This window comes from Streptomyces sp. NPDC034085, assembly GCF_055575555.1.
The window spans coordinates 644,551-659,017 of sequence record NZ_JBVISL010000001.1 but is presented as its reverse complement, the minus strand read 5'-3'; the positions used below and the strand labels follow the sequence as shown (position 1 = coordinate 659,017).

Below are 14,467 nucleotides of genomic sequence, written 5' to 3'. Positions count from 1 at the left end.
GGGCCGTGGCCGCTCCGGCGGGGCGGTCGCGGCCCGCGGGGCCGGGGCGGGGGCGGTGGAGGGCGGTGCGGGTCCGCCGGCGGGCCGTGCAGGCGGTGATGGCGTTGTGCGTCCTGGCGCTGTTGCCGTCGACGTGGACGCACGCCGCGGCCGCGGACCGGCTGCGGACCACCGCCGGGGCGCCCGACGCGGGGGTGGCGGTGGTCTTCGGCGCCGGGCTGTGGAGGGGCCGGCCGACCCCGTACCTGGCGTACCGGCTCGACGCGGCCGTGGAGCTGTACCGGGCCGGCAAGGTCAAGGTGGTCCTGGTGACCGGGGACAACAGCCGCACCGAGTACGACGAGCCGGGCGCCATGCGGGCGTACCTCAGGGGGCACGGCATACCGGACGACCGGATCGTCAGCGACTACGCCGGATTCGACACGTGGGACTCGTGCGTGCGGGTCCGGGAGATATTCGGGGTGCGCCGAGCGGTACTGATCAGCCAGCACTTCCACATCCACCGCGCGGTGGCCCTGTGCCAGGCGGCGGGCGTGGAGTCCTACGGCGTCGGCGTCGACGACGAGCACGATTCCACCTGGTACTACGGCGGCGTCCGCGAGGTCTTCGCGGCCGGCAAGGCCGCTCTCGACGCGGCCTTCCAGCCGGAGCCGAGGTTCCTCGGACCCAAGGAGCAGGGGGTGTCGCGGGTCCTGGCCGCTCTGGCAGACTGACGCCGCGATCGGCCCTATGCCGGTTAGTCATATGGGGATGTGTCTGCGTCAGGGGTGCGGAACGTGGCTGTGGTGGATCTGAGCGACAAGGTCGTGGTCATCACCGGTGGGGCCCGGGGGCTGGGAGCGGCGGCGGCGCAGGCCGTCGTGGACGGGGGCGGACGGGTGCTGATCACCGACCTGCTGGAGGCAGAGGGCGCCGCGACCGCCGCCGCACTCGGCGCCGACGCCCGCTTCGTGCGGCACGACGTGACGAGCGAAGCCGACTGGCAGGCGGTGCTGGAGTACGCGGTCGCGGAGTTCGGCCGTGTCGACGGTCTCGTGAACAACGCCGGCATCTCCACCGGCCAGTTCCTCGAACACGAGAGCGTCGAGCACTTCCGCCGGGTCGTGGAGGTCAACCTGGTCGGCGTGTTCATCGGCCTCAAGGCGGCGATACCTCTGATGCGGGCGAACGGCGGCGGATCCATCGTCAACATCTCCTCCGCGGCCGGCCTCACCGGCCTCGCCCTCACCGCCGGCTACGGAGCCTCCAAGTGGGGCGTGCGGGGGCTGTCGAAGATCGGCGCCGTCGAGCTGGCCGAGGCGAAGATCCGCGTCAACTCCGTCCACCCGGGCATGACGCTGACCCCGATGACCGCCCCGGTCGGCATCCGGGCGGGCGAGGGCAACTACCCCGGTGCCCCGCTGGGCCGCGTCGGCGTCCCCGAGGAGATCGCGGCAGCCGTCGCCTTCCTCCTCTCCGACGCCGCCGGCTACATGACCGGCGCCGAGCTGGCCGTGGACGGCGGCTGGACGGCGGGCCTGACGGTGAAGTACCTGACCGGGCAGTAGGCCGGGCTCACCGCGCGAGGCGTACCAGATCGATGTCGAGGTCGAAGGGCACGCTCGTCTTGAGGCGCGGTCATGGTCTCCTCCAGCCTTGGCCCCGGCAGCCTGGGGGGTGTCCGCAAAGTCCCGCCTGCCCTGCGCCGCCCCACACCGCACCTCGCCGCGCCGTCGGGTGCGGCTCACCGCGCGGTGGCGGGCGCTGGGAGGCCTGCGTACCCCACGTGTAACGCGAGGTGAGGCCCCCGCGTAACACCCCCGCCGCACCCTGGGGCGTATGCACAGCTCCCCGGAAGCGACCGCCACCCACTGCCCCTACTGCGCCCTGCAGTGCGGCATGAACCTGCGCCCCGCCGCCGACGGGTCGGTTGCGGTCGAGGAGCGGACCGGGTTCCCCGTCAACCGGGGCGCGCTGTGCGGCAAGGGCCGCACCGCCCCCGCCGTGCTCTCCTCCCGGGTACGCCTGACCGAGCCGCTCGTCCGCACCCACGCCGGCGGGCCGCTCGTATCGGTCACCTGGGAGGAGGCCCTCGACGCCGTCGCCGAGGGCCTCGCCCGCACGCGCCGCGCCCACGGCCCGGACGCCGTCGGCGTCTTCGGCGGCGGCGGCCTCACCAACGAGAAGGCCTACGCCCTCGGCAAGTTCGCCCGCGTCGCCCTCGGCACCTCGCAGATCGACTACAACGGCCGTTTCTGCATGTCCTCGGCCGCCGCCGCGCACCAGCGGGCCTTCGGCCTCGACCGGGGACTGCCCTTCCCGCTGGAGGACATCCCCCGCACCGGCTGCGTCATCCTCGTCGGCTCCAACCCCGCCGAGACCATGCCCCCCTTCGTGCGCTACCTCACCGAACTCAAGGCCAACGGCGGCACCCTCGTCGTCGTCGACCCCCGCCGCACCCGCACCGCCGAGCAGGCCGACCTGCACCTGGCGCCCCGCCCCGGCACCGACCTCGCCCTGGCCCTCGGGCTGCTGCACCTGGTGGTGGCCGAGGGCCGCACCGACGAGGAGTTCATCGCCGGGCGCACCACCGGCTGGGAGGACGCCCGGGCCGCCGCGATGGCCCACTGGCCCGAACTGGTCGAGCGCATCACCGGGGTCCCCGTACCGGAACTGCGCCGGGCCGTGGAGCTGTTCTGCGCCCCCTCCTCCGCGATGGTCCTCACCGCCCGGGGGCCGGAGCAGCAGTCCAAGGGCACCGACACCGTCGGCGCCTGGATCAACCTCTGCCTCGCCACCGGCCGGGCAGGGCGCCCCCACTCCGGCTACGGCTGCCTCACCGGCCAGGGCAACGGCCAGGGCGGCCGGGAGCACGGCCAGAAGGCCGACCAGCTCCCCGGCTACCGCAAGCTCACCGACCCGGCGGCCCGCGAGCACGTGGCCCGGGTCTGGGGCGTCGACCCGCAGAGCCTGCCCGGCCCCGGCCGCAGCGCGTACGAACTCCTCGACGCCCTCGGCGGCGACGTCAAGGCCCTGCTGCTCATGGGTTCCAACCCGGTGGTCTCCGCGCCCCGCGCCGCCCACATCGAGGACCGCGTCCGCTCCCTGGACTTCCTCGCCGTGGCCGACGTCGTCCTCTCCGAGACGGCCGCGCTCGCGGACGTGGTGCTGCCCGTCACCCAGTGGGCGGAGGAGACCGGCACCACCACCAACCTGGAGGGCCGGGTCCTGCTGCGCCGCCGGGCACTGACCCCGCCGCCCGGGGTCCGCAGCGACCTGGAGGTGCTGCACGGGCTGGCCGCCCGCCTCGGCGTGGAGAAGGGCTTCCCCACCGACCCCGAGGAGGTCTTCGGGGAACTGCGCCGCGCCTCCGAAGGCGGACCGGCCGACTACTCCGGCATCTCCTACCCCCGCATCGAAGCCGAACAGGGCGTCTTCTGGCCCTGCCCCGAAGGCTCCGCCGGACAGCCCCGGCTCTTCCTCGACCGCTTCGCCACCGACGACGGCCGGGCCCGCTTCACCGCCGTCTCCCACCGCGACGCCGCCGAGGTCCCCGACGCCGAGTACCCCCTGCTGCTCACCACCGGCAGGGTCGTCGCCCAGTACCAGTCCGGGGCGCAGACCCGCCGCGTGCCCGAGCTCAATGCCGCCGCCCCCGGCCCCTTCGTGGAACTCCACCCGCGCCTCGCGGCCCGCCTCGGCGTCACCGACGGCGTCCCGCTGGCGGTGACCTCCCGCCGCGGGCGCGCCGTCGCCCCGGCCCGGGTCACGGACGCCGTCCGCGCGGACACCGTGTTCATGCCGTTCCACTGGCCCGGCGAGGGCCGCGCCAACACCCTCACCAACCCGGCCCTGGACCCCGTCTCGCGGATGCCGGAGTTCAAGGTCTGCGCGGTCCGCGTGGAGCCCGCGTAGCCCCGTACCATCTCTTGCCGCAGTCTTGGCGCCCGCTTTGGCGAGGGGCGGCTGCGGCCCGAACTACCGTTCCGCGCATGCCACTTCGAGCGCTCCCCTACCGCAAGCCGACCCGCGGCCGCGACTACTGGGTCCTGGACGGCGTCCTGCCCGACCCGGACGCCGTACGGGCCCGCCTGCTGGCCGCCGAGGACTGGGTGCAGGGCGCCCCGCACAAACCGGAGCCCTGGCCGGGCCTGCGCGCCATGCCCGCGCTGGAGCCGGCCGAACTGGCCCGCGTCGAGGAGCTGGTGCGCCGGGCCACCGGCGCCGGACGGATCTGGGCCGAGGACCCTCGGGGCGCCGGCACCTTCAACCACAACTGCGTCCAGGTCGTCGGCGAGGACGAGTGCGAACCCCGCCCGCACACCGACTCCCGCTCCGTGTGCCGGTACGCCGCCGTCCTCTACCTGAGCCCCGGCACTCCCGGGGACTGCGGCACCAGCTTCTACCGCCAGAGCCTGCCCGGCGGCACCCTCGGCGGCAACCAGGTCCTCGCCCCGCACGACAACCTCGTCGACGCCCTCGGCACCCGCTTCGTCCCCGCCGACTCCTTCACCGAGGACGTCCGCGTCCCGCACCGCTACAACCGCCTGCTGTTGTACTCCGCCAACCTCATCCACAGCGCCACCGGCTACTGGGGCACCACCCTGGAGGACAAGCGGATGACGGCCGTCTTCTTCTGGATGGCCTGAGGCGGCAGTGGATCGGACATGAGTCCGATCCGCATCGGGTTTCCCGCCCGGGGGTAACCATCCGTCACGCAGCGGGCTCAGAAAGTGCTCGCACGCCCCTCGTGGCAGCGATGTGTCGTACCCCACACTGAGGTGCGGTGCCACCGTCCTCGGAGCCCTGGAGGTCGCCCCCGTGCAGACCCAGACCCTGACCGTGACCGTGAACGTGAGCCGCCCCGCCGACGACGCCTCCGATCCGGATCCCGAGGCCGAGGCCGTGGAAGACGCCGGGGAAGAAGAGCCCGAAGTCCTCGAACTCATCGAGCCGGTGCCGCCGCAGCGCCCGCGCGGCAGCGACAGCGGTGCCGGAACCGGGCCGTCCGCAGACCTGTTCCGCCAGTACCTGCGCGAGATAGGCAGGATCCCGCTGCTCACCGCCGCCGAAGAGGTGGAACTCGCACGGCGGGTGGAAGCGGGACTCTTCGCCGAGGAGAAACTCGCCGGCGCCGCCGACCTCGACTCCCAGCTCGCCGTCGACCTCGACAAACTCGTGGTGATGGGCCGGATGGCCAAGCGCCGGCTCATCGAGTCGAACCTGCGGCTCGTCGTCTCCGTCGCCAAGCGCTACGTCGGCCGCGGCCTGACCATGCTCGACCTGGTCCAGGAGGGGAACCTCGGACTCATCAGGGCCGTCGAGAAGTTCGACTACGCCCGCGGCTACAAGTTCTCCACCTACGCCACCTGGTGGATCCGGCAGGCGATGTCACGGGCCCTCGCCGACCAGGCCCGCACCATCCGCGTGCCCGTCCACGTCGTCGAGCTGATCAACCGGGTCGTGCGCGTCCAACGCCGCATGCTCCAGGAACGCGGCTACGAGCCCACCGCCGAAGAGGTCGCCGTCCACCTGGAACTGACCCCCGAGCGGGTCCTGGAGGTGCTCCGCCTCGCACAGGAGCCCGTCTCCCTGCACGCCCCCGTCGGCGAGGAGGACGACGTCGCGCTCGGCGACCTGATCGAGGACGGCGACGCCGCCTCCCCCATGGAGTCCGCCGCCTTCTTCCTGCTGCGCGAGCACCTCGAAGCCGTCCTCTCCACCCTCGGCGAACGCGAGCGCAAGGTGGTCCAGCTCCGGTACGGGCTCGCCGACGGCCGGCCCCGCACCCTCGAGGAGATCGGCCGCATCTTCGGCGTGACCCGCGAGCGGATCCGCCAGATCGAGTCCAAGACCCTCAACAAGCTGCGCGACCACGCCTTCGCCGACCAGCTGCGCGGCTACCTCGACTGACCCGGCCGACACGGGAAGGGGGCGCCCCGAAGGACGCCCCCACCCGTACGGCCGCGGCCGCCGCCGCGGCGCCCCCGGTCAGTCGACCTCGGCCACCGCCTGCGCGAACTGCGCCGCGTACAGCCGCGCGTACGCGCCGTCCGAGGCCAGCAGCTCCTCGTGCGTACCCTGCTCCACGATCGAGCCGTTCTCCATCACCAGGATCACGTCCGCGTCGCGGATCGTGGACAGCCGGTGCGCGATCACGAAGGACGTACGGCCGTGCGCCAGGCGCGCCATCGCCTTCTGGATCAGCACCTCGGTACGGGTGTCCACCGAACTCGTCGCCTCGTCCAGCACCAGGATCACCGGATCCGACAGGAACGCCCGGGCGATGGTGATCAGCTGCTTCTCGCCCGCGCTGACCCCCGCGCCCTCGTCGTCCAGCACCGTGTCGTAGCCGTCCGGCAGGGTGCGGATGAAGCGGTCCGCGTGCGCCGCCCGCGCGGCCTCCTCGATCTCGGCGCGCGTGACCTCGCGCGAGGCACCGTAGGCGATGTTCTCCGCGATCGTGCCGCCGAACAGCCACGTGTCCTGGAGCACCATGCCGATCCCGCCGCGCAGCTCCTCGCGGGTCATCTTCGCGATGTCCACCCCGTCCAGGGCGATCTCCCCGCCCGTGACCTCGTAGAACCGCATCAGCAGGTTGACGAGCGTGGTCTTGCCCGCGCCCGTCGGGCCGACGATGGCGACCGTCTGGCCCGGCTCCACGGTCAGCGACAGGTTCTCGATGAGCGGCTTGTCGGGCTCGTAGCGGAAGGCGACCTTGTCGAGGGTGACCTGGCCGCGCAGTTCCTGCGGACGCTCCGGAACCTCCGCGTCCGGCTCCTGCTCCGGCGCGTCCAGCAGCTCGTACACCCGCTCCGCCGAGGCGACGCCCGACTGCACCAGGTTCGCCATCGACGCCACCTGCGACAGCGGCATCGAGAACTGGCGCGAGTACTGGATGAAGGCCTGCACGTCACCGATCGACAGGGTGCCCGAGGCCACCCGCAGACCGCCGACGACCGCCACCAGCACGTAGTTGATGTTCGATATGAAGAACATCACCGGCTGCATGATGCCGCTGACCAGCTGCGCCTTGAACGAGGCCCGGTACAGCTCCTCGTTCTGCTCGGCGAAGACCGCCGCCGACTCCTTCTGCCGCCCGAAGACCTTCACCAGCGAGTGGCCGGAGTACATCTCCTCGATGTGGGCGTTCAGCGCACCCGTGGTCTTCCACTGCGCCACGAACTGCGGCTGGGACTTCTTGCCGATCTTCGCCGCGACCACGACCGAGACGGGGACGGTCACCAGCGCGACCAGCGCCAGCAGAGGCGAGATCCAGAACATCATCACCAGCACGCCGACGATCGTGAGCAGCGAGTTCATCAGCTGGCCCATCGTCTGCTGGAGGGTCTGGCCGATGTTGTCGATGTCGTTCGTCGCGCGGCTCAGCACCTCACCGCGCTTCTGCTGGTCGAAGTACGACAGCGGCAGCCGCGACAGCTTCGCCTGGAGCTCCTCGCGCATCCGGTACACGGTGCCGTTCATCACGTGGTTCGACAGCCGAGTGGCGACCAGCATCAGCAGGCCCGCCAGGGTGAACACCACCAGCGCCCAGACCGCGGTGACCCCGACGGCACCGAAGTCGATGCCCTGGCCGGGAGTGAAGTCCGTGCCGGACAGCATGTCCGCCATGCCGCCCTGGCCCTTGGCGCGCAGCCCGTCCAGCGCCTGCTGCTTGGTGAGGCCGTCCGGCATCTGCCGGCCGACGATCCCCGCGAACACCAGGTCGGTGGCCTCGCCGAGGATCTTCGGCCCGACCACCGCGCAGCCGACGCTGCCGACCACGGCCGCGACCATGCCGCCCAGCTTGGCCCGGTCCTGCGCCAGCTGGGCGAGCAGCCGCTTGCCGGACCCCTTGAAGTCCAGGGACCGCTGGCCCGGCCCCATCATCATCCGTCCTCCGGGCCCGCTCATGCGGCCTCCGCCTCCGTCAGCTGGGAGAGCACGATCTCCCGGTAGGTCTCATTGCCGGCCATCAGCTCGTGGTGGCGTCCCTCGCCCACCACCTGGCCCTCGTCGAGGACGATGATCCGGTCGGCGTCGCGGATCGTGGAGACCCGCTGGGCGACGATGACCACCGTCGCCTCCTCGGTCTCCCGGGCGAGCGCCGCGCGCAGCGCCGCGTCCGTCGCGTAGTCCAGCGCCGAGAAGGAGTCGTCGAAGAGGTAGATCTCCGGGCGCTGCACGAGGGTGCGGGCGATCGCCAGGCGCTGGCGCTGGCCGCCGGAGACGTTGGTGCCGCCCTGGGTGATGGGCGCTTCCAGCCCGCCCTCCAGCGCGGACACGAAGTCCTTGGCCTGGGCCACCTCCAAGGCCCGCCACAGCTCCTCGTCGGTCGCGTCGGGGCGTCCGTATCGCAGGTTGGAGGCGATGGTCCCGGAGAAGAGGTACGGCTTCTGCGGGACCATCCCGACCGTCCGGGCCAGCAGCTCCGGGTCGATCCGGCGTACGTCCTCCCCGTCGACCAGCACCTCGCCACCGGTCGCGTCGAACAGCCGGGGCACCAGCCCCAGCAGCGTGGACTTGCCGCTGCCGGTGGAGCCGATCACCGCCGTGATCTCGCCGGGGCGGGCCACCAGGTCCACCCCGCGCAGCACCGGGGCCTCGGCGCCGGGATAGCGGAAGTCGGCGCCGCGCAGTTCGAGCTGCCCGCTCCGGGCGAGCGTGCGCACCGGGTCGGTGGGCGGGACCACGCTGGACCTGGTGTCGAGCACCTCCTGGATGCGCTCGGCGCAGACCTCGGCGCGCGGCACCATCATGAACATGAAGGTGGCCATCATCACGGCCATGACGATCTGCATCAGGTACGCCAGGAAGGCGGTCAGCTGGCCGATCTCCATGTCGCCGTTGTCCACCCGCATCGCGCCGAACCAGATGACGGCCACGCTGGAGATGTTCACGACCAGGATGACGACGGGGAACATCAGGGCGAGCAGCTTGCCCGAGGCCAGGGAGACGTCGGTCAGCGCGGTGTTCGCCTTCCGGAAGCGCTCCTCCTCGTAGTCGTCGCGCACGAAGGCGCGGATCACCCGGTTGCCGGTGATCTGCTCGCGCAGCACGCGGTTGACGACGTCGAGGCGCTCCTGCATCAGACGGAACAGCGGCCGCGTCTTCCAGACGATCGCGCCGACGGAGACGCCCAGCACGGGCACCACCGCGAGCAGGACGCCCGACAGCTTCACGTCGAGCGAGAGCGCCATGGCGATGCCGCCGACGCACATGATCGGCGCCGACACCATCAGGGTGAAGGTCATCAGGACCAGCATCTGGACCTGCTGGACGTCGTTCGTCGTCCGGGTGATCAGCGACGGGGCGCCGAACTGGCCCATCTCCCGGGCGGAGAAGCTCTGCACCCGGTCGAAGACGGAGGCCCGCACGTCCCGGCCGAGCGCGGCCGCGGTGCGGGCCCCGTAGTAGACGGCCCCGACGTTGCAGACGAGCTGGACGAGGGAGACACCGAGCATCAGCGCGCCGAAACGCAGGATGTAACCGGTGTCCCCGTTGACGACACCGTTGTCGATGATGTCCGCGTTGAGCGTGGGCAGGTAGAGGCTCGCACTGGTCTGCAGGAGTTGCAGCAGCACCAGTACGGCGATGGGTTTCTTGTACGGACCCAGGTGGGTCCGCAGCAGTCGTATGAGCACGCGCAGGCTCCGGTAGGCAAGATCGAGGGGGGTTCACTCCATCTTGTGCCAACCGGTGGCCTGATCCCACCGGATTTCGCAAAGCCCGGTCAAAAGGAGTAGGCCACCACGGCCCCGCGGCCTAGAACGCGAAGGCGCCGGGGTGCAGCTGCTCCCGCGTCGTGACGTACTGCTGACGGACCGCCTGCCAGGCCGCGAACTCCTCGCCCGGCTCGAACACCTGGGCCGCCGGAGCCGGCCACAGCGGCGGGACGTGCGGGGCCAGCGTGCCCTGCTGCACCCCGAGCGCCCAGGCCGCCTGGCGGGCCGCGCCCAGCGCCGCGTAGTCCGCCGGAGCGGGCACGACCACCTGCGTCCCGAACAGCCCCGGAGCCGCGGCCTGTACGGCGGGCAGCTCGGCGGCGGCTCCGAGCAGGAACACCCGGCGTATCTGCGCCCCCCGGTGCCGCAGCACGTCGAGCGCGTCCACCAGCCCGCACAGCATGCCCTCGAAGGCGGCCCGCGCGAGGTGCTCGGGCTTCATCGAGTCCCGGCGCAGCCCGCTCAGGGTCCCGGCGGCGTGCGGCAGGTTCGGTGTCCGCTCTCCCTCCAGGTACGGCAGGAGCACGAGCCCGTGTGCACCCGGAGTCGACTTCAGCGCGAGCGCGCTCAGCCCCTCCAGGTCGGTGCCCAGCATGTCGGCGGTGCCCCGCAGGGCCCGTACGGCGTTGGAGGTGTTCACGACCGGCAGGTGCATGCCGCCCGCGTCGGCGAGCGAGGTGATCAGGCCGCCCGCGTCCGAGAGCGCCTCGTGGTGCACCGCCATCACGGAACCGGAGGCCCCGAGCGAGACCACCGCGTCCCCCGGCCCCAGGCCCAGCCCGAGCACGGCGGCCGTGGTCTCCCCGGTCCCGGCGGAGATCAGCAGCCCCTCCGGGGTCATCCCGGCGGCGTCGGCGGGACCGAGCACCTCGGGCAGCAGCGCCTGGTGCCCGAGCGCCAGCTCGACCAGGTCGGGGCGGTACGCGCCGGTGGCCGCCGACCAGTACCCGGTGCCCGAGGCGCCGGCCCGGTCGGTGGTGCGCCGCACGGGCCGGCCGAGCAGCTGCCAGACGAGCCAGTCGTGCGGGGACATCAGCACCGCCACCCGGCGTGCGGCCTCGGGCTCGGTACGGGCCAGCCAGGCGAGCTTCGCGATCGGCTGCGCGGAGTGCGGGACCGACCCCACGGCCGCCACCCAGGCGGCCCGCCCGCCGAGCGCCTCGACCAGATCGGCCGCGGCGGCCTGCCCGCGCTTGTCGTTGCCGACCAGGGCCGGGCGGACCAGCGCGCCCTGCGCGTCCAGCGGCAGCACGCCGTGCTGCTGCGCGGAGACGCCGATGGCCTGGACCCCCTCCAGCAGCCCGCCCCCGGCGGCCTCGCCGAGGGAGAGCAGCCAGGCCTGCGGGTCGGTCTCATGGGGGACGGTCTCACCGGCGGGCTGCGGATGGGGCGCGTAGCCCTGGCGCAGCACGGCCCCCGTGTCCGTGTCGCAGACGACGATGCGTGTGAAGGCGGAAGAGCTGTCCAGCCCGGCGACTATCCCCATGGGGAGAATTCTGCCGCACGCCGGGCCGGTACCAGCCGCCTCAGGTGTTGCTCGTGCCCCACTCGTCCTCGGTGCCCTGCCCGCGCTCGCGCAGCGACCGCACGCGCTTCGCCAGGGAGTCGGGCACGGCGTCGCCGACCTTGCCGCCCACCACCGTGAGCGCCTTGCCCGCGAACTGCCGCCCGGTCTGCCCGGCGGACTCGGCGGCGTTGCGCACCGCCGGGTTCTGCGCGATCCGCCGGGCGGACTTCTTCATCTCCTCGTAACGCTCCCGGCCCGCGGCCGTGCCCACCACGTACCCGAGGGCCACTCCGGCGAGGAACGTGACCTTGTAGCGCATGCCTTCCACCCTTCGTCGTCTCGGTGCCCGGCCTGCCGCGATACCGATTGGCGGAGCACCCCCCTGCTTGCGCTAATCTATGTCTCGCAACGAGCGCTCGCCCCCCGGCAAGGCCGGAGGTGGGGCTGTTCGGTGCACCGCAGCAATCCCCTGTAGCTCAATTGGCAGAGCAGCCGGCTGTTAACCGGCAGGTTACTGGTTCGAGTCCAGTCGGGGGAGCGCAGTCCCCTGTAGCTCAATTGGCAGAGCAGCCGGCTGTTAACCGGCAGGTTACTGGTTCGAGTCCAGTCGGGGGAGCAAGAAGAGGAAGAGGACCCGGGCGGGTCCTCTTTCTTTTTGCCCTGATCGGGGAACCGGGCAGCCGTCGGTACGGTCTCTCTGAGCAAGCGCAGCCGATCTTGCGGGGCATCCGAGGCAGGAGATCGTATGAGCGGCTATGCTGCGGCAGACGGCGCGCACACGTGTACGCGCCACGCCGTAAAGGGGCGGTAGCTCAGCCGGTTAGAGCAGCGGACTCATAATCCGTCGGCCGTGGGTTCGAGTCCCACCCGCCCCACCGTAGACCGCAGGTGCAGAAACGATTGCACCTGCGGTTTCGGCGTTTCCGGGGGAGGTGCACGGACGGCCGTGTGGCGCGCGTCACGGTGCGGACGGAATCCCCGCGCGGCTATCGCCCGTTCAGCGCCTCGGCCGTGGCGGCCAGCAGGGGGGCGGGCAGGGCGAAGCCGTTGAGCGGGTTCCGGTAGCTGTGCGAGCCGTCGCAGACCCGGGTGCCGTGGGTCTCGCGCCAGCGGGCGGGGCTCCACAGGCCCTGGTTCACCAGGAGCGTGCGGGCGAGCCCGGCCGGGTCCTCGACGACGGTGAGCGCCTCCAGCGCCGAGGCGAGGCGGGGCGCCGCCCCCTGCGGTACGTCGGCGTCACCGAGCATCGGGAACAGCAGCAGCAGCCGGGCGTCCGGATCGGTGACGCCGGTCGTGGCGTCCAGGCCGGCCGAGGCCTCCAGCTCGGCCCAGGACAGCCCGGGCCCCATGAAGTGGCCGTCGACGGCCGCCAGTGTGACGGCCCGCGGCCAGTCGGGGTGCAGCAGCAGGTAGTCGACGCCGTGGTCGCCGTCCCAGTTGCGGTAGACGACGTGGAGCACGTATCCGGAGTGCAGGGGGACGGTGAACACGGGCCAGGCGCCCGGGGAGGCGAGGGTCGCGGACAGCTCCTGGGCGTCGTCCCAGTCGGGGCCCAGGGCGTTGGCCTGCGCTTCCTCGCCGCGCAGGCTCGCACCGAGGTGGCAGGGCCAGAAGAGGGGCGTGTCGAGGAACCGCGACCCGTCCACCAGCGGGCCGCCCTCGTACCCTGCGATCTCCGGCATGGGCCAATGATCGCAGAGGCGGACGGCGGTCAGTCCCAGCCGATGGTGCGCTTGTCGGTGGCCGCGGAGTCCCAGCCGATCGTCTGGGCACCCGCCGCCCGCACCGAGTCCCAGCCGATGGTTCCGGGGGCCGTGGCCGCCTGGACCGAGTCCCAGCCGATGGTGCCCGGGCCCGTGGTGACCGCGACGGCGGCGGTGGCGGACAGCAGGGCGGTGAGGCCGGCGGCAGCGATCAGGCGAGCGGTGCGAGACATGGAATCCCCCTGGAACACGAGCGGTTGCGGTGTGGTGCGAGTGGGGCGCGCGCTGCACCGGTCCGGCCTTTCGGCCCTGGCCTGGGGTGGGGCTCCGTGCCCCGCCGTCCCGGTGGACACCATCCTGGCGGCCGCCGTATGGGTGCAGAAGAGGTTTCCTATGGCACCAAGGTGTCAGGCACCTTGGTGCCGATCGCACGCCCGATCCGACAAGATCGAAAGAGACCGCCTATGGCTCGACCTGCGCACCTTTAAGATCAAGACAGATCGGCGGGAAGTCGTCCGCCGTGACCGACAGGCCGGGGGGCACAGCATGCTGGAAGCGTTGGGACTGGATACGCTCGTCGAGGCCGTCTACCGGGAGATGCTCGCCGATCCGACCGGCGGAGTGGCCGAACTGGGGGAACGGCTGGGGCTGAGCGAGGCGCAGGTGCGCGAGGGGCTCGACCGGCTCGTCGACCTCGACCTGCTCACTCCGTCCCGGGACCAGGCGGGCGGGCTGCGGGCCGTCAGCCCGGAGGCGGGGCTCGAGCAGATCCTGCGCCGCCAGGAAGAAGACCTGATCCGGCGTCAGCAGGAGCTGGCGGCCAGCAAGGCGGCCGCGGCCCGCGCCGTCGCGGAGTACGCGGGCCTGCGGCCCAACACCGAGTCCGACGGCGCCGAGCGGCTCGTGGGCCTCGACGCCATCCAGTCCCGGCTGGAAGTCCTCGCCCGGGACCTCACCGTCGAATGCCTCTCCATCATGCCGGGCGGAGCGCAGTCCCAGGCCAGCCTGGACGCCTCGCGGCCGCTGGACGAGGACGCCCTGCGCCGCAGGGTCCAGCTGCGGTCGATCTACCAGGACAGCGTCCGCAACGACCCGGCCACCCTGGCCTACGTGCAGTGGGAGACCGACCTCGGGGCGCAGGTCCGCACCTGCCCCGTGCTGCCGCCCCGTCTGGTGATCTTCGACCGGAAGACCGCCGTGGTGCCCATCGACCCCGCGAACTCCCGGCTCGGCGCCCTGTGCACCACCGCCCCCGGCATCGTGGCCTCCCTCGTCAGCCTCTTCGAGCAGACCTGGGAGCAGGCCGTCCCGCTCGGCGCCGCCCGCGAGCAGGCCGGCGACGACGGGATCACCGCCGGCGAACGGGAGCTGCTCAAGCTGCTGGCCTCCGGGATGACCGACGAGGCCGCCGGCAAGCGGCTCGGCGTCTCCCTGCGCACCGTCCGGCGCCAGATGTCCGCGCTGATGGAGCGGCTCAACGCCACCAGCCGCTTCGAGGCCGGCCTGCGCGCCGCCCAGCGCGGCTGGCTCTGAGACGCGCCGCGGCCGCGGAC

General features: G+C 72.3%; 12 protein-coding genes and 3 tRNA genes. 9 read left to right on the top strand and 6 right to left on the bottom strand.

Annotated elements, in window-relative coordinates:
* The first annotated feature begins 98 nt into the window (after window positions 1-98).
* The 5 genes from ACZ501_RS03115 to ACZ501_RS03095 all read left to right on the top strand — a co-directional run bounded on the left by ACZ501_RS03115 (window position 99) and on the right by ACZ501_RS03095 (window position 5,892).
* Window positions 99-713, top strand: a complete 615-nt coding sequence (locus ACZ501_RS03115) for a SanA/YdcF family protein (protein WP_468792671.1) — start codon at window positions 99-101, stop codon at window positions 711-713.
* 69 nt (window positions 714-782) lie between these two features.
* Complete coding sequence (locus ACZ501_RS03110) at window positions 783-1,547, top strand: glucose 1-dehydrogenase (protein WP_468792668.1); 765 nt, start codon at window positions 783-785, stop codon at window positions 1,545-1,547.
* A gap of 271 nt (window positions 1,548-1,818) precedes the next feature.
* Window positions 1,819-3,894 (top strand): molybdopterin oxidoreductase family protein, encoded by a 2,076-nt coding sequence (locus ACZ501_RS03105; RefSeq protein ID WP_468792086.1) that lies wholly within the window; start codon window positions 1,819-1,821, stop codon window positions 3,892-3,894.
* A 77-nt stretch (window positions 3,895-3,971) separates the two neighbouring features.
* Complete coding sequence (locus ACZ501_RS03100) at window positions 3,972-4,628, top strand: DUF6445 family protein (protein WP_361601204.1); 657 nt, start codon at window positions 3,972-3,974, stop codon at window positions 4,626-4,628.
* A gap of 127 nt (window positions 4,629-4,755) precedes the next feature.
* The gene (locus tag ACZ501_RS03095) at window positions 4,756-5,892 is read left to right on the top strand and encodes an RNA polymerase sigma factor (RefSeq protein WP_361601210.1); all 1,137 of its coding nucleotides are present in this window, start codon (window positions 4,756-4,758) and stop codon (window positions 5,890-5,892) included.
* A gap of 78 nt (window positions 5,893-5,970) precedes the next feature.
* On the opposite strand, the gene ACZ501_RS03090 is transcribed toward ACZ501_RS03095, so the two are convergent.
* The 4 genes from ACZ501_RS03090 to ACZ501_RS03075 form a co-directional block, all read right to left on the bottom strand.
* Window positions 5,971-7,893 carry an ABC transporter ATP-binding protein gene (locus ACZ501_RS03090; protein ID WP_361601201.1) on the bottom strand — a complete coding sequence of 641 codons (1,923 nt, stop codon included), beginning with the start codon at window positions 7,891-7,893 and terminating at the stop codon, window positions 5,971-5,973.
* Window positions 7,890-9,623: an ABC transporter ATP-binding protein gene (locus ACZ501_RS03085; RefSeq protein WP_361601198.1), complete on the bottom strand. Its 1,734-nt coding sequence runs from the start codon at window positions 9,621-9,623 to the stop codon at window positions 7,890-7,892. The genes ACZ501_RS03090 and ACZ501_RS03085 overlap by 4 nt, the downstream gene beginning before the upstream one ends.
* A gap of 121 nt (window positions 9,624-9,744) precedes the next feature.
* On the bottom strand, window positions 9,745-11,190 hold the full coding sequence (locus ACZ501_RS03080; RefSeq protein ID WP_361601195.1) for a xylulokinase: 1,446 nt from the start codon (window positions 11,188-11,190) through the stop codon (window positions 9,745-9,747).
* A 40-nt stretch (window positions 11,191-11,230) separates the two neighbouring features.
* On the bottom strand, window positions 11,231-11,530 hold the full coding sequence (locus ACZ501_RS03075; protein WP_361601192.1) for a YtxH domain-containing protein: 300 nt from the start codon (window positions 11,528-11,530) through the stop codon (window positions 11,231-11,233).
* Between the two features lie 146 nt (window positions 11,531-11,676).
* Between ACZ501_RS03075 and ACZ501_RS03070 the strand changes: the two genes are divergently transcribed.
* The 3 genes from ACZ501_RS03070 (at window position 11,677) to ACZ501_RS03060 (ending at window position 12,086) form a co-directional block, all read left to right on the top strand.
* Window positions 11,677-11,749: transfer RNA gene (locus ACZ501_RS03070), tRNA-Asn, on the top strand.
* 5 nt (window positions 11,750-11,754) lie between these two features.
* A tRNA-Asn gene (locus ACZ501_RS03065) sits at window positions 11,755-11,827 on the top strand.
* 185 nt (window positions 11,828-12,012) lie between these two features.
* Window positions 12,013-12,086, top strand: a tRNA-Ile gene (locus ACZ501_RS03060).
* Between the two features lie 111 nt (window positions 12,087-12,197).
* Here ACZ501_RS03060 and ACZ501_RS03055 read toward each other — a convergent pair.
* The gene (locus ACZ501_RS03055) at window positions 12,198-12,893 is read right to left on the bottom strand and encodes a hypothetical protein (protein WP_468792083.1); all 696 of its coding nucleotides are present in this window, start codon (window positions 12,891-12,893) and stop codon (window positions 12,198-12,200) included.
* A gap of 29 nt (window positions 12,894-12,922) precedes the next feature.
* Window positions 12,923-13,147, bottom strand: a complete 225-nt coding sequence (locus ACZ501_RS03050) for a hypothetical protein (protein WP_468792080.1) — start codon at window positions 13,145-13,147, stop codon at window positions 12,923-12,925.
* Between the two features lie 313 nt (window positions 13,148-13,460).
* Between ACZ501_RS03050 and ACZ501_RS03045 the strand changes: the two genes are divergently transcribed.
* The gene (locus tag ACZ501_RS03045) at window positions 13,461-14,447 is read left to right on the top strand and encodes a helix-turn-helix transcriptional regulator (protein ID WP_361601183.1); all 987 of its coding nucleotides are present in this window, start codon (window positions 13,461-13,463) and stop codon (window positions 14,445-14,447) included.
* The last annotated feature ends 20 nt before the right edge of the window (window positions 14,448-14,467 follow it).

Coding starts and splice junctions, on each gene's coding strand:
- ACZ501_RS03055 (WP_468792083.1), bottom strand. CDS start 12,893: ATGCCGGAGATCGCAGGGTACGAGGGCGGCCCGCTGGTGGACGGGTCG.
- ACZ501_RS03080 (WP_361601195.1), bottom strand. CDS start 11,190: ATGGGGATAGTCGCCGGGCTGGACAGCTCTTCCGCCTTCACACGCATC.
- ACZ501_RS03045 (WP_361601183.1), top strand. CDS start 13,461: ATGCTGGAAGCGTTGGGACTGGATACGCTCGTCGAGGCCGTCTACCGG.
- ACZ501_RS03075 (WP_361601192.1), bottom strand. CDS start 11,530: ATGCGCTACAAGGTCACGTTCCTCGCCGGAGTGGCCCTCGGGTACGTG.
- ACZ501_RS03050 (WP_468792080.1), bottom strand. CDS start 13,147: ATGTCTCGCACCGCTCGCCTGATCGCTGCCGCCGGCCTCACCGCCCTG.
- ACZ501_RS03090 (WP_361601201.1), bottom strand. CDS start 7,893: ATGAGCGGGCCCGGAGGACGGATGATGATGGGGCCGGGCCAGCGGTCC.
- ACZ501_RS03115 (WP_468792671.1), top strand. CDS start 99: ATGGCGTTGTGCGTCCTGGCGCTGTTGCCGTCGACGTGGACGCACGCC.
- ACZ501_RS03105 (WP_468792086.1), top strand. CDS start 1,819: ATGCACAGCTCCCCGGAAGCGACCGCCACCCACTGCCCCTACTGCGCC.
- ACZ501_RS03100 (WP_361601204.1), top strand. CDS start 3,972: ATGCCACTTCGAGCGCTCCCCTACCGCAAGCCGACCCGCGGCCGCGAC.